Genomic DNA, 19,910 nt, shown 5'->3' with positions numbered 1-19,910 from the left:
CGCGCCGGGTGTCCGGCGCGGGCCCCGCTCGGCGTGCTCAGCGCAGGACGACGCCCGGGTCCTGGCCGGCCTGCGGGACCTTGACGGTGCTGCGGTCGTCGCGCAGCGCCTGGACGGTGAACATCGGCACGTCCTTGGCCGGCAGGGACAGCATCCGGGCGGCCACCACCGGGCCGCCGGAGACGGTCTCCACGGTGAGCGCGAAGACGCCGTTCAGCCCGGCGGGCTCGGGCGCCGGGAGGGCGACCGTACCGCCGGCCGGCACCTGGACCTCCTTGGTGGCCGGGGTGCCGCCGCCGCTGCCGGCCGAGGCGGTGACCCGGACGGTGGCGGCCTCGCCGCTGGAGGTCAGGTAGAGCGTGGAGGCGCCGGCCCGGTTGTCGGCGACGGTGGCGCGGGCGCCGACCGGGACGCTGCCGGTCAGCCAGGCCGCGTCGGTCTTGCCGTTGGCCGCCGCCCGGTCGATCCGCAGCCCGGCCACGACCGGGGTGCGGTGCTTGTCGTCGCTGGGCGACAGCCGCAGCCCGGCGACCTCGTCCCGGGTGACCTTGCCGAGGTCGACGGCGGCCACCATGCCCGCCTTGACGTGGATCGACTCGTTGCCGGCCGGGCTGAACCAGCCGTTCTTGCCGGACAGCTGGATCTTCAGGTCGGCGTCGTCCTCCGGCGGGGCCCAGACCACCAGGCGGGCGGAGGCGGTGTCGGCGGGCAGGCCGGGCATCACCTGGACGGGGGCCGGGTCGGCCGAGGCGGGGACCCAGTCGGCGCCCTTGCCGCCGTCGGCGGCGTGCAGCGCGGCGCCGACCCGTCCGGAGCGCACCACCACGTGCACCGCGAGGTCGGCGACCGCGCCCTTGGTGAGGGTCGACAGCAGGACGGCCTGGGAGCTGCCGGGCGAGACGGTGATCCCGTTGGCGGCGTCGTTGTCGATCAGGCCCTTGTCGCCGTACAGCTTGATGTCCACCACCGCGGCGGAGGACTCGGTGTTGACCAGGCTGAGGTAGTCGACCCGGTCGGCGGCGGTGCTGGCCCCGGCGAACCAGAAGCCGGTCCCGGCCGGGGTGCAGGTGAGGCCGGACAGGCCGAGGCCGCGCTGCTCGGTGACCACCGTGGTCTGGGTGACGGTGAAGCCGGGGGCGAGGGCGCCGGTGGCGACGGCCCCGGTGCCGGGCGCGGCGTCGCCGTTGGCGGCCGGGCCGGTGGCCGGGGTGCCGGGCTTGGGCACGGTCAGCCGGGCGTCGGCGGGCGCCGCGTTCTTGTCCTGGACCGGGGCGCTCGGGGCGCCCGAGCCGGTCGGGGCCGGGGCGGCGGCGGCCGGGGCCGCAGGGGCGGTGGTCGGCTGGGCGGCGGGCGCCGCGGGCGCGGCCGCGTCGGAGATCCAGCCGGCCCCGCCGGTGGCGGAGCCCGTCCCGGGCGGGGTGTAGGCGGTGAGCGTGGTCGAGCCGGTCAGGCCCTGGACCGGCTGCGGGCAGACCGCCGAGGTCCGCTCGACCTGCGCGGTGGTCGCGGCGGCTCCGGTGCCGGCCTTGGCCGGGGCGGCCGGCGGGCGCACCTGGGCGATCCCGAACACCGCCGCGAGCACCACGGCCGCGGCGAGCAGGGACTGGGTGGTCTTCGCCACCCCGCCGGACCCGGCCCCGCCGGATCCTTCGGCTCCCCCGGCTCCCCCGGCTCCCCCGCCGAACGGGCCGCGGCCGCGACCGGGGCGGCCGCTCCGGGCCGGGCCGGACGGCTCCGCCGCGACGGCGGGCCCGGCCGGCTCGGGGGCCTCGCCGGCGCCGGACTTCTTCCTGAATGCGGGCTTCTTCATCGCGGGTCAGCTCCCCGATCCGTGCTGGTGCGGGTACCGGCCGGGGCCGTTGGGGTCGTTCGGGTCGTACGGGGCCTCGCCCTGGGGCTGGCCGGGCAGCCAGGGCTGCTGCTCGGGCTGCTGCCCGCCGTCGTAGCCGTGGACCTCGTAGTACGGCTGCTGCTCGGGCTGGTAGGGCTGCTCGTAGCCCTGCTGGCGACCGTAGCCGTGGGCGTCGTACCCCTGGGTGTCGTAGCCCTGGCCGCCGTACGGCGCGGCGACCGGCTGCTGGGCCGCGTACTGGTCGTAGCTGTACGGGTCGGCCTGCTGGTACGCCTGGTACGGGTCCGTGTACTGCTCGGCGTCCTGGATGGCGGCGGCCGCCTGGACGGCGCCGGTCACCGGCTCGCCGGTCGGCTGGGCCGGGATCGCACCCGGCCGGTCGTACACCCCGGACTCCTCGGCAGCGCCCTCGGCGCCCTCCGCGCCCTCGCCGCGCTCGGCCATCCGGCGGGCCCGGCGGCTGCCGGGGGCCGGGGCCTGCGCCTGGGCGGCGGCGGCCAGCGCGGCGGTGGCGACCGCCTCCTCCGGCAAGTCGTCGTCCTTGTGGCTGCGGCGGCCGGGCAGGGCCAGCACCAGGATGGTGAGGCCGAGCAGCACCTGGGCCCAGATCCAGCCGGTGTGGGCGGCGCCGCCCTCCCGGGTGACGGCCAGCTTGCCGCCGGCGGCCGGGAGCTTGAAGCCCTGCGCCCAGCCGTCGACCGTGGTGGGCTCCAGCGCGGTGCCGTTCACGGTGGCCTTCCACTCCGGGGCGGCGGACTCGGCGAGCCGCAGCACCCGGCCGTCCGGACCGGCCGGGACGGTGGCGGACAGGTCGCGGGCCCCGGACGGGACGACCACCGGGGTGGCCCCCGGGGCGGTGATCACCGCGCGGACCGCGGGGGTGCCGTTGACCTGCCAGAGCGCGGCGGCACCGTCCTGGTTGGCCTTGACCAGGCCGGGGGTGGTGTCCAGGACGTCCTTGAAGGCGTCGATCACCGGCTGCTGGACCAGCACGTAGGCGATGCCGTAGCCGGCCAGGGCGCTCGCCTGGTCGGCACCGGAGCCGGCCAGCAGGCTGCCGACCATCTTGTTCAGGCCGTCCTGGGTGCCGGTCGCCGGGTCGACGGTGGACTCGGCCTGGCCGAGCGTCAGACCGGCGCCGCGCAGCACGGTGTAGCGGACCGCGCCGCCGCCCTTCTCGCCGGTGACGACCAGGGTGCGGGCCCGGTCGGTGGTGCCGGCCTCCTCGGCGATGAACGCGGGGACCTGGTCGGCCTGGCCGCGGTGCAGCGGGCCGCCGGCGCCGGTCAGCGCCCACCACAGGCCGGTGCCCAGCGGGGCCAGCACGGCCGAGGCCACCACCAGGGCGGCCACCGGCTGGCGCCAGCCGAAGGCGATCCCGGCGACGCGGGCGTTGGCGCCGTCGGCGCCGATCGCGGCGGCGGCGAGCAGGGCGAGCCCGGCGATCAGGGTCGCCGGGCCGGTCCAGGCGGGCACCGCCGGGCCGCCGGAGGCCGGGGTGACGGAGGTGCCCGCCACCACGACCGAGAAGACCAGGCCGGCACCGGCCGCGCCCCAGGCGACGAGCACCGCACGGCGGCGGTCGGCGCGCAGCAGCGCGGCCAGGGCGGCCAGCACGACACCCGCCGAGAGCCAGACCGGCGGCACCCCGGCGCCGCCCGGGTTGACCAGCAGCAGGCCGGCCGCGCTCGCGCCGGTGCCGTGCAGGCCGGGCAGTCCGGCCTCCAGCAGCAGCCACTGCGGGTGCGACAGCACCTTGAGCGACCACGGGGCCAGCACCGCGACCGGCACCGCCAGGATCACCAGGACGCGCAGGCCGAGCGGCCGCAGGGCCGCGCCGCCGGAGCCGAAGGCGCTGCCGCGCAGCACCCCGACGACCAGCATCGCCAGGCAGAGCGGCACCGCGAGCGCCCACGTTATCGGGACGAAGGCGGTGGCCAGGGTGAGCAGCAGGACGGTCATCCAGACCGGGCGCCAGCCCGGGCGGGCGCCCTTGGCGGCGCTCTCGGCGCGGATGCCGAGGCCGGCCGCGATGGCCGCGGCGCGGGCCAGCGGCGGCAGCAGCACGGCGAGCACGGCGGTGCCGATCCGGCCCTGGGCGAGCGCGCCGGTCGCGGCGGGCAGCAGCGCGTAGGTGGCACTGGCCCAGGCGCGGACCAGCTTGGAGTCCAGCAGCGGCCGGGACACCAGGTAGGCGCTGACCGCGGACAGCGGGACGGAGAGCACCACGAGCAGGGTGAGCGCGAGGTCGGCGTGGTCGAACAGGATCCAGGAGAGCACCGCGAGCACGCCGAGGTACGGCGGTGCGGCGGCGGTGGACCCGGTGCCGACCGGGTGCCAGGCGTCCGCGTACATCGACCAGAGGCCGCCGGCCCCGTCGGCCGCCGGCAGCAGGGCGCCGCCGAACAGCTCGCCGCTGCCGAGCAGGCCGCGGCAGGCGATCAGGGCGAACACCAGCAGGGCCGCGAACAGCACCGGCGCCGGGCGCCGGGCGAGCTTCTTGAGCAGGGCGAACTGCTCGACGACCAGGTCCTCGGCGTCCTCGTCGCCACCGGCCTCGGCCGAGCCGTGCCGGCCGGTGTCGTCGCCGCCCCCTATCCCGAGCGAGCCGACGACGCCCTCGACCGCAAGCCGGGTGGTGGCGCCGGGGGCCGGGAAGAGCGTGCGGTCGTCCAGGGCGTCCGCCGACCGGGACTTGGCGCGGCGTTTGCGCCCGGCCAACAGCCGTGGGAACCGGACGAGTTCGTGGCCGAGGCCGGCGAGTTCGTCGAAGGCCTGGCGCGGGTCCTTGCCGAGCAGGTTGGTGACGGCCCGGAGCAGGGTGCCGAGCACCAGCCGCAGCAGGACGTAGGGGAAGAGCGCGCCCTTGCAGTTGGTGAGCAGGGTGTAGACAGCGCCGGCCTTGTCCACCCGGTGCGGGTGGGCGGGGCCGCAGTCGATCGCGCGGCGCTCGCGGGCGGCCGCCTCGGCGTGCCGCAGCACGGCGTCGGGGGCGACCACCACGCGGTGGCCGGCGGCGTTGACCCGCCAGCAGAAGTCGGTGTCGTCCCGCATCAGCGGGAGGGCCCGGTCGAAGCCGCCGAGCTCCTCGAAGACGTCCCGGCGCACCAGCATGCCGGCGCTGGAGACGGCGAGCACCGGGCGGACCTGGTCGTGCTGGCCCTGGTCCTGCTCGCGGCGGTCGAGGCCGGTCCAGCGGCGGCCGGAGCGGGCGATGGTGACGCCGACCTCGAGGAGCTGCCGGCGGTCGTACCAGCTGCGCAGCTTGGGGCCGACCACGGCGGCGCTGGGGGTGGAGTCGGCGACCTGGAGCAGTCGGCGCAGGGCGTCGGTCTGCGGCTCGCAGTCGTCGTGCAGCAGCCAGAGCCACTCGACCGGCCGGGTCTCGCGCGGGCCGCCGCGGCCGAGGTCGTCCTCCTGGGCGAGCGGGTCGCCGAAGTCGTCCCAGCCGCCGGTGACCGGGTCGTAGCCGGAGGGGTCGAGCCGGTACGGCAGGTCCTCCGGGCGCAGGGGCGCGCTGCCCGCCACGGCCTCGGCGACGGCGGTGCCGAAGCCGGCCCGGCGGCCGAGGACCAGCGGTCCGCTCTCGGGCAGCCAGTCGGCGAGGGTGTCCGCGAGCAGTTGCGGAGAGTTGTCGGTGGATCCGGTGTCGACCGCGAGGACCCGCTGGACCTGGCGGTCCTGACCGAGCAGGCCGGCCATGGCCCGCGGGAGCCAGCGGGCGCCGTCGTGCGAGACGATCACGGCGGTGACCAGGTGGCGCGGATAGGCGGGCGGCCGGGAAGCGGTGGAGCCGCTCTGGTGGCTGTAGACGGTCATCGCGTGCGCGGGCCCCAGTTCTCGGTGGACACAGCCGGTGAACGGCAACCGGATGGCGCACCACACTAACGGCTCCGGGTGGCCGCTTCGTCCGGGGTGTGCGTGCGGGGACGGTGAAGGGGCCCCGGGAACACGAAAGCGCCCCACCATCGCGGTGAGGCGCCCGTACAGCTGTGCGGTTGTCCGTCGCTGTCGAAGGGTCAGCGGGGGGCGGGGGCCGCCCGGTCAGACCGCGCTCTTCTTGAGCCGACGGCGCTCGCGCTCGGAGAGGCCGCCCCAGATGCCGAAACGCTCGTCATTGGCGAGGGCGTACTCCAGGCACTCGGAACGGACCTCGCAGGCGAGGCAGACCTTCTTGGCCTCGCGGGTCGAGCCGCCCTTCTCGGGGAAGAAGGACTCGGGGTCGGTCTGGGCGCACAACGCGCGCTCCTGCCAGCCGAGTTCCTCCTCGTCCTCCGCGATGCCGTCCCCGATCAACAGCTCAAAGAGCTCGCTCATGTGGCGCGCCTCCTCTGCCCCTACTTGGCGTCCCCGTGGTTGCCGTTGCCTCGTGCGGCTGACGACACGAGTGAAATTACAGTTGCGTCACTCTGGCCCAGTCAAGCCGAGCTCTGGTATTGGGGCTGGGATTCACTCCCTGGCACCAAGCCGTTACGAATAGTGTACATATCCGGACACATCGGACCTTCCACCTCAAGGTCCTGAACGGTGCCGAACCATCCGCAACCATTCACCGGGTGACGCTCGGTCACCGTCACAGGCCGGTCATCGGCCTGCCTTCCCGGCGATCTTCCCATCGAAACATAGAGAGTGATGAATCACCCCATCAGGGAAAGATCCGGACCTAACCCACTCGAATGCCGCATCCTTCGGTTTGACACCGCCCCTGCGGATGCGGTGTCCTTGCTCCTATGTCAGAGTTCGCCAGCCCCCGGAGCGGTTCCACGCTCCGCCGTGCCGTGAACTCTTGTTGTCGCCTCTGTTCCTGCTGTATCTAGGCGCCCGCGTCCCACCGCGCGCCGCCCCCAGGAAGCACAGAGGCCGCCCGCGATTCCCGTCCCAGGACATCCCGGATCCGGCCGATCCCGACGAACCGGCCGACCCTTCCGAGGACGACTCCCGTGCGCATGATCCGCATCCGCAAGCGGAACCGCGACCGCAACAAGCTCTCCCGCCGTGGCCCCGCCACCGTCCGCACCGGCACCCCCGCCGACGCCCGGACCCGCCCGTGGGCCGACGGCCTCAGCGACGTCTCCATCGCCGGCGACCCGCTCGCCTTCCCGCACCTGGCGCGCACCGACCTGCCCGCCCACCCCACCACCGTCGCCGAGTACGCCCGGCTGGTGCGCGAGATCGCCGCCGACCACGCCCGCTGGGAGCCGCTGGTCCGCTACGACGCGCTGACCCGCTGGTACGCCCGGCTGGAGACCGGCCCCGGCTACGAGGTCTGGCTGCTCAGCTGGCTGCCCGGGCAGTCCAGCGGCTTCCACGACCACGGCGCGTCCTCCGGCGTGATGAGCGTCGTCCGGGGCGAGCTGATCGAGCGCTCCCTCACGCACGCGGGCGAGGGCGCCCGCACCCTGCGGCCCGGGGGGCAGCGGGTGTTCTCCTCCGGCTACCTGCACGAGGTCGTCAACGGCGCGCTCGAACCCGCCGTCTCCATCCACCTCTACGCCCCCGGCCTGACCGAGATGAACCAGTACGGCGCCACCGCCGTCCCCGAGCAGCACCCGGAGCAGCACCCCGAACCGCACCCCGGGCGGCAGGCGCAGGCCGGGTCGCACTGATCACGGCTGACGGAAAGTCGGACCGTGGCAGGATGAACCCCATGCGCATCGTGGCACTGGCAGGCGGAATCGGCGGAGCGCGCTTCCTGCGCGGACTCCGCGCGGCGGTCGGACCGCAGGACGAGATCACCGTCATCGGCAACACCGGCGACGACATCCACCTCTACGGCCTCAAGGTCTGTCCCGACCTCGACACCGTGATGTACACCCTCGGCGGCGGCATCCACGAGGAACAGGGCTGGGGCCGGACGGACGAGACCTGGTCCATCAAGGCCGAGATGAAGGAGTACGGCGTCGGCCCCGAGTGGTTCGGGCTCGGCGACCGCGACTTCGCCACCCACCTCGTGCGCAGCCAGATGCTCACCGCCGGGTACAGCCTCAGCCAGGTCACCGAGGCGCTGTGCGTGCGCTGGAAGCCGGGCGTGCGGCTGCTGCCGATGAGCGACGACCGGGTCGAGACCCACGTGCGGATCACCGACGAGCAGGGCACCCGGGCGATCCACTTCCAGGAGTACTGGGTCAGGCTGCACGCCGAGGTGGACGCCGAGGCGATCGTCCCGGTCGGCGCGGACACCGCCAAGCCCGCGCCCGGCGTGCTGGAGGCGATCGCCGAGGCGGACGTCATCCTCTTCCCGCCGTCCAACCCGGTGGTCTCGATCGGCACCATCCTCGCCGTCCCCGGCATCCGGGAGGCGGTCGCCGCCGCACCCGCGCCGGTGGTCGGGCTCTCCCCGATCATCGGCGGGGCGCCGGTGCGCGGCATGGCCGACAAGGTGCTCGCCGCCGTCGGCGTCGAGGCCACGGCGGAGGCGGTCGCGCTCAACTACGGGCCGGCGCTCGTCGACGGGTGGCTGGTGGACACCGTGGACGAGGCCTCGGTGGCCGTCGTCGAGGCCGCCGGGATCGCCTGCCGGGCCGTCCCGCTGCTGATGACCGACGTCGAGGCCACCGCCGAGATGGCGCGGGCGGCGCTCGCGCTGGCCGAGCAGGTGCGCAAGTGACGCTGGAGGTCCTCGGCGTCGAAGGGCTGCCCGAGGTCGCGGCCGGGGCGGACCTCGGCGAGCTCATCGCCAAGGCGGGGACGTACCAGGACGGCGACATCCTGGTGGTCACCTCGAAGATCGTCAGCAAGGCCGAGGGCCGGCTGCTGCACGCCGCCGACCGCGAGGCCGCGATCGACGCCGAGACCGTCCGGGTGGTCGCCCGGCGCGGGCCGGTCCGGATCGTGGAGAACCGCAACGGCCTCGTCATGGCCGCCGCCGGGGTCGACGCCTCCAACACCGCGCCCGGCACCGTGCTGCTGCTGCCCGAGGATCCGGACGCCTCCGCCCGGGCGCTGCGGGCCCGGCTCCAGCGGCTCACCGGCCGCCGGCTCGCCGTCGTCGTCACCGACACCTTCGGACGGCCCTGGCGCAACGGGCTGACCGACGTGGCGATCGGCGCCGCGGGCCTCTCCGTCTTGGAGGACCACCGCGGCCGCACAGACAGCCACGGCAACCTGCTGGAGATGACCGTCACCGCGACGGCCGACGAACTCGCCGCCGCCGCCGACCTGGTGAAGGGCAAGGCCAGCGGCGTCCCGGTCGCCGTCGTGCGCGGACTCGGACACCTCGTCACCGCCGAGGACGGCGACGGCACCCGGCCGCTGGTCCGGCCCGCCGTCGACGACATGTTCCGGCTCGGCACCTCCGAGGCGCTGCGGCAGGCCGTCACCCTGCGGCGCACCGTCCGCTCCTTCACCACCGAGCCGGTCGACCCGGCCGCCGTCCGCCGCGCCGTCGCCGCCGCCGTCACCGCGCCCGCCCCGCACCACACCACGCCCTGGCGGTTCGTGCTGCTGGAGTCGGCGGACACCCGGGTCCGGCTGCTCGACGCGATGCTCGCCGCCTGGCGGCGCGACCTGCGCGACCTCGACGGCTGGGACGAGGCGAGGATCGCCCGGCGCACCGCCCGCGGCGACGTCCTGCGCGACGCCCCGTACCTGGTGGTGCCCTGCCTGGTGACGGACGGCTCGCACGACTACCCGGACCCGCGCCGGGCCGCCGCCGAACGGGAGATGTTCACCGTCGCCGCCGGCGCCGCCGTGCAGAACCTGCTGGTCGCGCTCACCGGCGAGGGGTACGGCTCCGCCTGGGTCTCGTCCACCATGTTCTGCCGCGACACCGTGCGGGAGGTGCTGGACCTCCCGGAGGGGTGGGACCCGATGGGCGCCGTCGCCGTCGGCCGGCCGGCCGAGGAGCCGAAGGTCCGTCCGGAACGCGACGCCGAGGCCTTCGTCACCGTCCGGTAGCGGCAGCCGCCGGGGTCAGCGGTGGCGGTGGTCGTTGGGGGCCAGGCGCGGGCCGTAGCGGGGGGCGTGGGCGGCCGTCGCCAGCAGGAGGCGGCAGACCCGGTGGCGCTGGGGGCGGTAGGGCTCCAGGAGCGCGAGCATCTGGGCGTCGTCGCTGCGGGGGCGGCCGGCCAGGGCCCAGCCGACCAGGTCGGGCAGGTGGAAGTCCCCGACCGAGACCGCGTCCGCGTCGCCGTTGCTGCGCTGTAGCGTCTCGGCGGCCGTCCAGGGCCCGATGCCGGGGACGGCGGTGAGGCGGGCGAAGGCCTCCTCGTGGCCCATGGCCGAGGCCTCCTCCAGTCGCGGGGCCAGCCGGACGGCGCGCACGACCGTGCCCGAGCGCTTCGGGTCCACGCCCGCCCGGTGCCACTCCCAGCTCGGCACCAGTGCCCACTCGCGGGCCGACGGCGCCACCCGCATGCCCTCGGCCGGGCCCGGCGCCGGGGTGCCGAAGTCCCGCAGCAGGGTGCGCCAGGCGCGGTAGGCCTCGTCGGTGGTGACCTTCTGCTCCAGGATCGCCGGGACCAGCGACTCCAGCACCAGGCCCGTCCTGGTCAGCCGGACCCCGGCGGTACGGCGCTGGGCGTCCCGCAGCGGGCCGGGCGGCAGGACCAGCGCCTCCGGGGCGTCCTCGGCGCCGAGCAGGACGGGGAGGCGGTCGAGCAGCCAGTCCGCGCCGGGGCCCCAGGCGCTCGCCTCGACCTCGCCGGCGGCCGGCCGCGGCAGCACCCGCAGGGTGCCGATGCCGGCCGGGGTGCGGGAGGCGCGCCAGACGGCGCCGTCGCCGGTGCTGCGGTACGCGGGGTCGGCGGGGCCGCGGCGCAGCGGGAGCAGGGTGCGGGCGACGTCCAGCGGGAAGCCCGGGCGCCAGCGCCGTACCGCTTCCACCGCCGTCGCCTCCTGTGTCGCCTCCGGATACGAACGATACGCGGGGGGTCGGACAGCGCCGGAGGGACGGCGGAGGGCCCCGGGGTCAGCGGGTCTGGAGGCGGGCCGCCGCGGCGCGCAGGGCGGGGAGGCGGGCGTAGAGGGCGTTGCCGGGGCATTCGGTGTCGAAGGCGTCCCGGTGGCCGGAGACGGCGTCGAAGACGACGGTGCTGCCCTTGGGGTAGCGGCTGGCGTCCGAGGAGGAGGTGAGGCTGGTGCGGCCGTCGGCGGGGCGGGCGGTGAGGCCGAGCTTCCAGGCGGCGAGGGCGGCGAGGCCGTCGAGGAGGGGGCGGGGCGGCTGGTCGCCGGTGTAGGTGCCGAGGGCGGCGATGCCGGAGGAGTCGGTGTTGAAGCCGAGGGTGTGGGCGCCGTGGACGGGCTGGTCGACGCCGCCGGCCCGGCCCTCGTAGACGGTGCCGCAGCGGTCGACCAGGAAGTTGTAGCCGATGTCCCGCCAGCCGTTGGTCTTCACGTGGTACTGGTAGATCGCCCGGACCACCCGGGGTGCGTCGGCGCAGGCGTAGTCGGTGGTGGTGGCGGTGTGGTGGACGAAGACCTCGCGGACCGGGCCGGTGTACTCGAACTCCGGGTCGCGCAGCGACTCGTCGGCGCCCCAGCCGGCCCGGGTGACGATCTTCGGGCGCGGGGCCTGCCCCTTGGCCGGCCCGGCGGGCGGCGCGGTCGGCGCGGTCGGCGGTTCCGCGGGCAGGGTCCGTACGGCGGCCGGGGCGGCGCCGTGTCCCGGGTCGACCAGGTCGAGCCGCAGTCCGGGCGGCGCCCCGGCGGGCCCGGGCCGGAACTCGACGGCGACGCCGTCGCTGCGGCCGGTCCAGAGCGGGGCGGTGGCACCGTGCGCCGTACGGTCGGGGCCGTCCTCGGCGTCGGCCTCCAGCCGGTGCCAGCCGCTCCAGCGGCCGGTGGCCGCGTCCCGGGTGCGGACCCGGAGCACCGCGCCGGCGAGTGCGTCCGCCGGGCCGTCCCAGCCGAGGCCGAGGAGTTCGAACGGTGCGGTGCCGCGCGGGGCGAGGCCTGCCCCGGCGGGCAGCGGGAGCGTGGTGGTGGAGCCGCCGCCGGCGAAGTCGTGGCGCCGCGGGGCGGGCGAGGAGGTCGCACCGGCGGCGGGCTGGAGCAGGAGGGCGGCGGTGCAGCCGGCGAGCAGGGCGGCCGGAAGTGAGAAGCGCATAAACCGGATCGTCGCCGCAAACCGGACCGTCCGCCACGCCGCTCCGCGCCCGTTCGGCCGCCCCTCCCGACCTCCCACCCGAAGGCCGTAGGCTGGGGCGCACCATGACTGCGCCCTTCGCTGCCGACGCCCGCACCCCCGTCGAGCTGCTGCACGCATTCCTGCGCGGCGGCACGCCTTCGGTCGATCCCGCGGCCCCTCTGGTCACCTTCTACGACGACGCCACCGGCGAACGGGTGGAGCTGTCCGCCCGGACCTTCGACAACTGGGTGGCCAAGACGGCCAACCTCCTCCAGGACGAGCTGAACGCCGGCCCCGGCGACCGGGCGGCGCTGCTGCTGCCCGCCCACTGGCAGAGCGCCGTCTGGCTGCTGGCCTGCTGGTCGGTCGGGGTGACGGCGGTGCCGGGCGGCGACCCGGCCGCCGCCGACCTGGTGGTCAGCGGCCCGGACGGGCTGGAGGCCGCCCAGGCCTGCGAGGGCGATCGGGTCGCGCTCGCCCTGCGGCCGCTCGGCGGCCGCTTCCCGCAGCGCCCGGACGGCTTCCTCGACTACGCCGCCGAGGTCCCCGGCCAGGGCGACCGCTTCGCGCCGTACTCCCCCGTCGCCCCGGAGGGGCCGGCGCTGGAGACCGCGGTGGACGGGCTGCCGCTGAAGCTGACGGGCGAGCAGACCGTCGCGCTGGCCCGGGAGGGGGCGGCGCGGCTCGGCCTGAAGCCCGGCGACCGCGTGCTGTCCACCCTCTCGTACGACGACTGGACCGGTCTGGAGGCCGGTCTGCTGGCGCCGCTGGCGGCCGGCGCCTCGGTGGTGCTCTGCCGCAACTCGCAGGCGCTGGACGCCGGGCAGTGGGAGAAGCGGACCGAATCCGAACGGGTGACACTGCGCCTCGGCTAACCCCCGGCCCGGGCCCGGCGGGTAGGGATCGCTGCCATGGCCGAGGACGACACCGAGCACCCCCCGACCGCCACTCCCCCGACGAACGGCACGGCCCCGGGCGGCCCGCCGACGGACGCCCCTCCGGGCGGGAGCGGACGCCCGCGCAGGCGCCGGCGGTGGCTGATGATCACCGCCGGCGCCGTCGCGTTCCTGCTGGTCGCCACCGGGGTGCTGCTCTGGATCGCCTACCGCACGCTGGACGGCAACATCCGCGCGGACTCGGCCACCGACCGGCTGCTCGCCAGGCTGGAGGCCGAGCGGCCGAGCCGCACCGCCGGGGCGCGGGGCGCCGAGAACCTCCTGCTGATCGGCAGTGACGACCGCTCCGGCGCGAACGGCTCGTACGGCGGCGAGCCGGGCAGCCAGCGCTCGGACACCACGATCCTGCTGCACCTGGCCGCCGACCGGAAGCACGCGACGGCGGTCTCCGTGCCGCGGGACGTCATGGTCACCGTCCCCGCCTGCGAGAAGCCGGACGGCACCCGCAGCAGGCCCGCGCTGATGCAGTTCAACTGGGCCTTCGAGACGGGCGGTCCGGCCTGCTCGATCCGGGCCGTCGAGCAGTTGAGCGGCATCCGGATCGACCACTACGTGATCCTGGACTTCAGCGGCTTCAAGACGATGGTGGACGCGATCGGCGGGGTCGAGGTGTGCGTGCCGCAGCCGATCCACGACAAGGACGCCAAGCTCGACCTGGCCGCCGGCCGGCGGACCCTGCACGGCGAGCAGGCCCTCGGCTACGTCCGGGCCAGGGAGAGCCTGGGCGACGGCAGCGACACCCAGCGCATGGGCCGTCAGCAGCAGTTCCTGGCCGCGCTGATCCGCAAGGTGCGGTCGCAGGGCGTGCTGCTGAACCCGGCGAAGCTGTGGCCGGTGCTGGACGCCGCGACCTCCTCGGTCCGGGCGGACGGCGCGCTGTCCTCGCTCGGCGCGCTGTACGACCTCACCCAGGACCTGCGCGGCATCCCGTCGGCGGACGTGGTCTTCCTGACCGCTCCGCGCCGCCCGTACCGCTACGACTCGGACCGGGACGAGTTCGTGCAGCCGCAGACCGGCCGGCTGTTCGCGGCGCTGCGGGACGACCGGCCGGTCGCCGTCCGGCCGCCCGCGTCCACGCCGTCCCCGGGACCGGTCCCGGGGGCGGGCCGCTCGCCGGCGGCGGGCCCGGGGGCGGGCGCCGGGACGGAACCGGCGGCCGAGGTGGCGGCGCTGGCGAACGCGTCACCCTCGGCGGGCGCCGCGCCCACCTTCGAGGGACGCACCGCCGACATGGACGCCTGCGCCCAGCACTGAACCGGGCACCCCCGGCCGCCCCGGCCACCCCGGGCCGGCCGTGCCGACCGATCCGGCCGCTTCCGCAATTGGTCGGCCACGTACGGTATTTACCTCCGCATTGCCGGAACATGGCGGAGATCACACCGGGAACGACTCCCGCGTTCGGCTCGTCTACTGTGTCCGGATCGGCCCGTCCGTACGGGCGGTCCACAGCCGTGACCGGTCGAAGGTAGGGAACCCCCGTGCACGAGGAGCAACCGGAAGCCGGACGGTACCGGGTGGACCCGGCCCCCGGCGTCCCCCGGCAGCGCCGGGGGGCCACCGCGCCGACCGCCGAGGAGCCCGCCGCACCGGCCCCGGAGGGCCGCCGGGACACCCGTCGGCGGGCCGCCGCGCTCGCCAGGCGCAGCCGGCGCCGACGGGCCCTCAAGTGGACGGCCGGGGCGGGCGCCCTGGTGATGGTCGCGGGCTGCGGCGGGGCGTACTACCTGTACCGGCACTTCAACGACAACCTGACCTCGGTCAAGGTCCAGCTGGGCGACGAGTCCGAGCGCCCGCCGGCCGCCGGGGACGCGCTGAACATCCTGGTGATCGGCACGGACAGCCGGGAGGGCCTCGGCCGGGAGTACGGCGACGAGGGCAGCACCGGGCACGCCGACACCACGCTGCTGTTCCACATCGCCAAGGACCGCACCAACGCGACGGTGATCAGCCTCCCGCGCGACCTGATGCTGCCGATCCCGGAGTGCCAGAGCTCCCAGGGGAAGAAGATCCCCGGCTCGGCGCGGGAGGAGTTCAACAACAGCCTCGGCCAGGCGGGGCGCGACGCGGGCTGCACCTGGAAGACCGTCGAGAAGAACACCGGGATCCGGGTCGACCACTTCGTGCAGGTCAACTTCGAGGCGGTGAAGAGCCTGTCCACCGCCGTCGGCGGGGTCGAGGTCTGCGCGGCCAAGGACATCAACGACTCCGGCTCCCACCTCAAGATGGCCAAGGGCCGGCACGTGGTCCAGGGCGAGGAGGCGCTGGCCTTCGTCCGCACCCGGCACGCGGTCGGCCAGGGCGGCGACCTCACCCGGATCCCGCTCCAGCAGCAGTTCATCAGCTCGATGATCCGCAAGATCAAGAGCGACGACACCCTGACCAGCCCGACCAAGCTCTACAAGCTCGCGGACGCCGCCACCAAGGCGCTCACCGTGGACTCCGGCATCGGCAGCGTGGACAAGCTCAAGGACCTCGCGCTGGACATCAGCAAGGTCGACACCAAGAACATCACCTTCACCACCGCGCCCGTCCTGGACGACCCCAAGGACGAGAACCGGGTGATCCTCAAGCAGCCGGACGCCGGGCAGCTGTTCGCGATGGTCGCGGCCGACCGCTCGCTGACCGAGACCGCCGCCCCGCCCGCCCCCGAGGCACCGGCCGGCGACGCCCCCGCCGCGGCGCCGGCCCCGGCCGCCACCACGCCGGCCGCCACTCTCCCGACCGTCCACCTCAAGACCGCCCAGCTGACGGTGCGCAACGGCAGCGGCAAGCGCGGACAGTCCGGGCCGACCGTGGAGAAGCTCCGGGCGAAGGGCTTCGACCGGGCCGCGGTGGGCAGCGACGCACCGCTCGCCGACACCACCACGGTGTCCTACCCGAGCGGCATGGAGGCCGAGGCCGGCGCCCTGGCCGCCGCCCTCGGCCTGCCCGGCGACGCCGTCCGGCCCGCCGAGAAGGCGGACCCGAAGAGCGGGCTGCTGCTGGTGCTCGGCAAGGACGTGCTGACCGCCCCCGCCACCCCGGCGGTGCCCACCGAGGCGCCCGAGGACCTCCAGCGGGTGCAGGCGGACGACACCGACGTCTGCGCCAAGTAGCTACAGCGGTACGAGGGTTCCGTCCCGCTCGCGGTACCGCTCGGCGGTCCGGGGGCACTGCCAGCCGCCGTCCCCGGCGGGCCGCAGCGGCTCGCCGGCCCGGCCCACCCAGCCGATCCGGCGGGCCGGGACACCGGCGACCAGGGCGAAGTCCGGGACGTCCCGGTGCACCACGGCGCCGGCCGCGACCAGGGCCCAGCGGCCGACCGTCACCCCGGCGACCAGCACCGCCCGGCCGCCGATCGAGCATCCCTGACGGAGCGTCACGCCTTCGGCGCGCCAGTCGAGTCGGCCCTTGGGGCGGCCGTCGGGGGTGACCGCGCGCGGGTACCGGTCGTTGGTGAGGACGGCGGCCGGGCCGATGAACACCCCGTCCTCGACCACCGCCGGCTCGTACACCAGCGCGTGGTTCTGCACCTTGACCCGGTCCCCGATCCGCACGCCGGGGCCGACGTACGCGCCGCGGCCGATCACGCAGTCCGCGCCGACCACCGCGTCCTCGCGGACCTGGGCGAGATGCCAGACCACCGTCCCGGCGCCGATCGCGGCCCGTTCGTCGACGTCCGCGCCCGGCTCGATCCGGGCCGCGTCCGACCCGCCCTCAACTGTCGCCATGCGCACCGACGATAGCGGTGCCGGGGCCGTGCCGGGCGGTACCGGGAGGATGCCGGGCGGCACCGGGGAGGCTGCCGAAACGAATCGGCGGATCCGCGGGTCAGCCGGTCTTCGAGAGCACGTCCTTGGCGGCCGGGCCGACGCTGGCGATCACTCTCCGGGCCAGCGAGCGCGGTGAGGTCAGGAAGCCGAAGCCCCAGCTGAGGTGCATGGTCGCGAAGGCCACCGGCAGCAGCGCCTTGGCCTTGAACGACAGGCCGCGGCCCTCGACCGCCGCGCCGCCGAGGATGCCCAGCAGGTACGCGCCGGGCACCGCGAGGAAGGCCGGGTGGACGGCGGCGCCGAGCCCCAGCCCGATCAGGACCGCCGCCAGCGCGGCCGGCGGGGCGAGGTAGCGCAGGTTGACCGAGCCCCGGTGGTAGCGGGTGACCACCCGGCGCCAGCGGCCGTAGTCCTTGTACTGCTTGGCCAGCGCCCGCACCGAGGGGCGGGGCCGGTACGTCACCTTGAGCTGCGGGGTGAACCAGACCAGGCCGCCGTCCTGGCGGATCCGGTAGTTCAGCTCCCAGTCCTGGGCGCGGATGAACTCCTCGTTGTAGCCGCCGAGCTTCTCCAGCACCTCGCGCCGGAACACCCCGAGGTAGACGGTGTCCGCCGGGCCGGCCAGGCCGCCGGTGTGGAAGGCCGCGTTCCCGACGCCGATCTTGGAGGTCATCGCGGCGGCGACCGCGTTCTCCCACTCGGTCTCGCCCTCGGCGTGCATGATGCCGCCGACGTTGGCGGCGTCCATCTCGCCGAGCAGCCGGACCGCCGTGGTGATGTAGCCGGGGGTGAGCAGGCCGTGGCCGTCCACGCGCACGACTATCGGATGCCGGGAGCCCCGGATCGCGGCGTTCAGCCCGGCCGGCGTCCGGCCGGTGGGGTTCGCCACCGTCCGCACCCGCGGGTCCTCGGCCACCAGCTCGGCCGCGATCTCCGCGGTGCGGTCGGTGGAGGGGCCGAGGGCGATCACCACCTCCATCGGCCCGGGGTACTCCTGGTCCAGGATGCGCCGGACCGCCGTGCGCAGGTGACGTTCCTCGTTGAGCACCGGCATGATCACGGAAACAGCCGGCAGCTCCTCAGCAGCCTTGGTGTTCATCGGGGCCAACCGTACCGGTGCGGACGTGTCCTCGTCTTGTCCCGGTCCGGGCGGCCGGGGACGCCTCGCGGTGCCGCGCCGGTGCTGTGATCAAGAACACCGTACTCCCCCTTACGCGCAGGCCGGAAGCGGTGTGGATCCGGTGGCGGTCCCGGGTGGGTTCAGAGTGCGTAGTGGGCGACGGTGAACACCGCGTAACCGGTCAGCGCGAGCCGGTTCACCAGGTGCTGGGGGCCGCCCAGCCGGTCCGGCAGGGCCTGTGCCGGGCGCAGGTCGGGGCGGTGGGCGGCGGTGGCGACGGTCCGGGCCACCGCCCCCGGGTCGTACCGGCCGCCGAAGAGGGCTGCCAGCCAGACCGCCGGGCGGCTGAAGAAGGAGAACTCCCGCCCGCCGTGCAGCCGGATGGTGAGCAGGTTCCGGTGCGCCGCCGCCGCGGAGATCTCCGCCCACCGGTAGCAGCGGGTGCGCAGCGCGGTGGCCACCCGCAGGCCGTTGCGGTCGGCGACCAGCTGCCAGGACAGCGTCTGGGCGCAGGCGAGGATCGCCAGCGAGCCGATCCACAGCGGGCGCAGCAGTCCCTCCCACCAGCCGTCGTCGTCGAGCAGCACCACGGCCGCGGCGACCACCAGCGCGGCCACCGGTCCGGCGGCCGCGCGCAGCGGCAGCGGCATCTCCCAGCGGCGGGCGGCCAGCGGCTCGGTGTCCGGACCGGCCGCGGGGGCGGCGGCGACGGTCTCGGCGGTCAGCGCGGCGACGGCCAGGTCGCGCTCGCGGTAGCGCCCGGAGCGCCGGCCGAGGCGCGGGGGCCGGACGGCGGGGGCGACCACGGCCGCCACCCAGTGCGGGTCGCCGTCCAGCAGGCCGGGGCGGACGAGGAGTTGGTGGTCGGGCCCGTCCGGGCCGCCGTACAGCACGGCGGGCACGCTGCGGCCGGCCCGGGCCAGCCACTCGGCGGCCTCGGCCGGGGTCGCCCGGTCGAACAGCTCCCAGTGCTCCTCCTCGTCCTCGTCGTGGTCGAGCACCGGGTCGGGGTAGTCGGCGTCCTCGTCCTCGGTCTCCAGGTGCTCGGGCACCCAGGCCGGGGCCACGCCGTCCGGGGCGGCGTTCCGGGCCCAGCGGTAGCGGTCGCGCTCGACCAGCCGCCAGAGCCCGGGGCCGTCCGGCGGGCCGTCCAGCGGCAGCACCAGCAGGTCGCCGCGGGCGTCGGCGCGCACCCGTACGGCCAGCGCGGGGGCGGCGCCGGCGAAGGCGGGCCTGCCCCGGCGGGCGCTCGCGACGGCGGCCGAGCCGAGCAGCACCAGGCCGGGCAGGGCGATCAGGCCGCCGGCGCTCAGCTGGCCGGAGACGTCGTAGTCGTCGCCCAGGGCGCGCACCGAGTCGCCGTCCACCAGCAGCGGGACGGGCTCGCCGGGCTGGGGCCGCCGCTGCCACCAGACGTCCAGGGCGGCGGTGCGCTCGGGGCCGCCGCCGGGCGGCTGGAAGCGGACGGTCAGCACGCCGTCCCGGTCGCTCCCGTCCGCGATGCCGGTCACCCGGGTGGCCCGCTCGGCGGCGGCGTCCGCCCGGGCCTGCGCCCAGAGTCCGTACACCGGGAAGGCCGCGGCGACCACCAGCAGCAGGACGCCGAGGGCGCGGCGCAGCACGGGCGGGCCGTCCCGGTGGACGGGCGAGGGCCCGCCGGCGGCGGTCCAGGGGTAGGGGACGGGCGGGGCCATCAGCTCGTCCAGCTGCTGGCGGGCGCGGCGGCGGCCGGACTCGGCGCCGAGCAGGACGGCGGTGAGCAGCACGTGCAGCAGCACCGCCGACCAGCGGGCGACCGGGGTGACCAGGCCCTCCGGGAGGTACCAGAGCAGTGCCAGGACGACCGGCGGGACGAGCACCCGGACCCGGGCCCTGGTGGCCAGCAGGACGATCTCGGCCAGCACCGACCAGCCGGCCAGCCCCGAGCCCCAGGTGTCCCGGCAGACGTTCTGGACGTTGCACCGGCCCACGTCCGGCTCCACCGCGCCGGCCAGGACCACGAACGCCAGCGGCACCAGCGCGAGCCAGCGGCCGTCCAGCCGCCAGGCGGTCCGGGCGGCGCGCCAGCGGGCGGCGGCGGCGCTGGTGAGGGGCGCGGCGCTGGGCAGGGGCGGGGCGTCCGAGGGGAGCATCGGACGATCATCCCAGCACTCGGGAAACGGAC

At 75.9% G+C, this 19,910-nt stretch carries 14 protein-coding genes; 6 read left to right on the top strand and 8 right to left on the bottom strand.

The window, feature by feature from the left end; all coding sequences use genetic code 11:
* Positions 1–37: 37 nt before the first annotated feature.
* From ACFU6K_RS07015 to ACFU6K_RS07005, 3 genes are all read right to left on the bottom strand, one after another.
* Positions 38–1,810: a DUF5719 family protein gene (locus ACFU6K_RS07015; protein WP_380661345.1), complete on the bottom strand. Its 1,773-nt coding sequence runs from the start codon at positions 1,808–1,810 to the stop codon at positions 38–40.
* A gap of 6 nt (positions 1,811–1,816) precedes the next feature.
* On the bottom strand, positions 1,817–5,671 hold the full coding sequence (locus ACFU6K_RS07010; protein WP_380661344.1) for a glycosyltransferase: 3,855 nt from the start codon (positions 5,669–5,671) through the stop codon (positions 1,817–1,819).
* 225 nt (positions 5,672–5,896) lie between these two features.
* The gene (locus ACFU6K_RS07005) at positions 5,897–6,169 is read right to left on the bottom strand and encodes a WhiB family transcriptional regulator (RefSeq protein ID WP_030062195.1); all 273 of its coding nucleotides are present in this window, start codon (positions 6,167–6,169) and stop codon (positions 5,897–5,899) included.
* A gap of 623 nt (positions 6,170–6,792) precedes the next feature.
* Here ACFU6K_RS07005 and ACFU6K_RS07000 point away from each other — a divergent pair.
* The 3 genes from ACFU6K_RS07000 to ACFU6K_RS06990 are packed head-to-tail and all read left to right on the top strand — an operon-like array spanning position 6,793 to position 9,748.
* The gene (locus ACFU6K_RS07000) at positions 6,793–7,458 is read left to right on the top strand and encodes a cysteine dioxygenase (RefSeq protein WP_380661343.1); all 666 of its coding nucleotides are present in this window, start codon (positions 6,793–6,795) and stop codon (positions 7,456–7,458) included.
* A gap of 41 nt (positions 7,459–7,499) precedes the next feature.
* Positions 7,500–8,459 carry a 2-phospho-L-lactate transferase gene (gene cofD, locus ACFU6K_RS06995; RefSeq protein ID WP_380661342.1) on the top strand — a complete coding sequence of 320 codons (960 nt, stop codon included), beginning with the start codon at positions 7,500–7,502 and terminating at the stop codon, positions 8,457–8,459.
* Positions 8,456–9,748 (top strand): coenzyme F420-0:L-glutamate ligase, encoded by a 1,293-nt coding sequence (locus ACFU6K_RS06990; protein WP_380661340.1) that lies wholly within the window; start codon positions 8,456–8,458, stop codon positions 9,746–9,748. Before cofD ends, ACFU6K_RS06990 begins: the two co-directional genes overlap by 4 nt.
* Before the next feature lie 15 nt (positions 9,749–9,763).
* Here ACFU6K_RS06990 and ACFU6K_RS06985 read toward each other — a convergent pair whose 3' ends face one another.
* Together ACFU6K_RS06985 and ACFU6K_RS06980 are read right to left on the bottom strand one after the other, a co-directional pair.
* The gene (locus tag ACFU6K_RS06985; RefSeq protein ID WP_380661339.1) at positions 9,764–10,675 is read right to left on the bottom strand and encodes a DNA-3-methyladenine glycosylase family protein; all 912 of its coding nucleotides are present in this window, start codon (positions 10,673–10,675) and stop codon (positions 9,764–9,766) included.
* Between the two features lie 85 nt (positions 10,676–10,760).
* Positions 10,761–11,897 carry a peptidoglycan recognition protein gene (locus ACFU6K_RS06980; RefSeq protein ID WP_380661338.1) on the bottom strand — a complete coding sequence of 379 codons (1,137 nt, stop codon included), beginning with the start codon at positions 11,895–11,897 and terminating at the stop codon, positions 10,761–10,763.
* Positions 11,898–12,001: 104 nt separating this feature from the next.
* Between ACFU6K_RS06980 and ACFU6K_RS06975 the strand changes: the two genes are divergently transcribed.
* The 3 genes from ACFU6K_RS06975 (at position 12,002) to ACFU6K_RS06965 (ending at position 15,969) form a co-directional block, all read left to right on the top strand.
* Positions 12,002–12,793 carry a TIGR03089 family protein gene (locus ACFU6K_RS06975; RefSeq protein WP_380661337.1) on the top strand — a complete coding sequence of 264 codons (792 nt, stop codon included), beginning with the start codon at positions 12,002–12,004 and terminating at the stop codon, positions 12,791–12,793.
* Positions 12,794–12,829: 36 nt separating this feature from the next.
* Positions 12,830–14,128, top strand: a complete 1,299-nt coding sequence (locus tag ACFU6K_RS06970) for an LCP family protein (protein WP_380661336.1) — start codon at positions 12,830–12,832, stop codon at positions 14,126–14,128.
* Positions 14,129–14,352: 224 nt separating this feature from the next.
* Positions 14,353–15,969, top strand: coding sequence for an LCP family protein (locus ACFU6K_RS06965; protein ID WP_380661335.1), 1,617 nt, complete (start codon positions 14,353–14,355; stop codon positions 15,967–15,969).
* Here ACFU6K_RS06965 and ACFU6K_RS06960 read toward each other — a convergent pair whose 3' ends face one another.
* The 3 genes from ACFU6K_RS06960 to ACFU6K_RS06950 all read right to left on the bottom strand — a co-directional run bounded on the left by ACFU6K_RS06960 (position 15,970) and on the right by ACFU6K_RS06950 (position 19,878).
* Positions 15,970–16,584: a DapH/DapD/GlmU-related protein gene (locus ACFU6K_RS06960; protein WP_380661334.1), complete on the bottom strand. Its 615-nt coding sequence runs from the start codon at positions 16,582–16,584 to the stop codon at positions 15,970–15,972.
* Positions 16,585–16,684: 100 nt separating this feature from the next.
* Positions 16,685–17,725 (bottom strand): glycosyltransferase family 2 protein, encoded by a 1,041-nt coding sequence (locus tag ACFU6K_RS06955; protein ID WP_380661333.1) that lies wholly within the window; start codon positions 17,723–17,725, stop codon positions 16,685–16,687.
* A 161-nt stretch (positions 17,726–17,886) separates the two neighbouring features.
* Positions 17,887–19,878 (bottom strand): hypothetical protein, encoded by a 1,992-nt coding sequence (locus ACFU6K_RS06950; protein WP_380661332.1) that lies wholly within the window; start codon positions 19,876–19,878, stop codon positions 17,887–17,889.
* Positions 19,879–19,910: the final 32 nt, after the last annotated feature.

The sequence above is a fragment of the Kitasatospora sp. NPDC057512 genome (assembly GCF_042802135.1).
Taxonomy (GTDB): Bacteria; Actinomycetota; Actinomycetes; order Streptomycetales; family Streptomycetaceae; genus Kitasatospora.
This window is presented reverse-complemented; position numbering and strand designations above follow the sequence as displayed.

Coding starts and splice junctions, on each gene's coding strand:
- ACFU6K_RS07015 (WP_380661345.1), bottom strand. CDS start 1,810: ATGAAGAAGCCCGCATTCAGGAAGAAGTCCGGCGCCGGCGAGGCCCCC.
- ACFU6K_RS07010 (WP_380661344.1), bottom strand. CDS start 5,671: ATGACCGTCTACAGCCACCAGAGCGGCTCCACCGCTTCCCGGCCGCCC.
- ACFU6K_RS07005 (WP_030062195.1), bottom strand. CDS start 6,169: ATGAGCGAGCTCTTTGAGCTGTTGATCGGGGACGGCATCGCGGAGGAC.
- cofD (WP_380661342.1), top strand. CDS start 7,500: ATGCGCATCGTGGCACTGGCAGGCGGAATCGGCGGAGCGCGCTTCCTG.
- ACFU6K_RS06980 (WP_380661338.1), bottom strand. CDS start 11,897: ATGCGCTTCTCACTTCCGGCCGCCCTGCTCGCCGGCTGCACCGCCGCC.
- ACFU6K_RS06975 (WP_380661337.1), top strand. CDS start 12,002: ATGACTGCGCCCTTCGCTGCCGACGCCCGCACCCCCGTCGAGCTGCTG.
- ACFU6K_RS06970 (WP_380661336.1), top strand. CDS start 12,830: ATGGCCGAGGACGACACCGAGCACCCCCCGACCGCCACTCCCCCGACG.
- ACFU6K_RS06960 (WP_380661334.1), bottom strand. CDS start 16,584: ATGGCGACAGTTGAGGGCGGGTCGGACGCGGCCCGGATCGAGCCGGGC.
- ACFU6K_RS06955 (WP_380661333.1), bottom strand. CDS start 17,725: ATGAACACCAAGGCTGCTGAGGAGCTGCCGGCTGTTTCCGTGATCATG.
- ACFU6K_RS06950 (WP_380661332.1), bottom strand. CDS start 19,878: ATGCTCCCCTCGGACGCCCCGCCCCTGCCCAGCGCCGCGCCCCTCACC.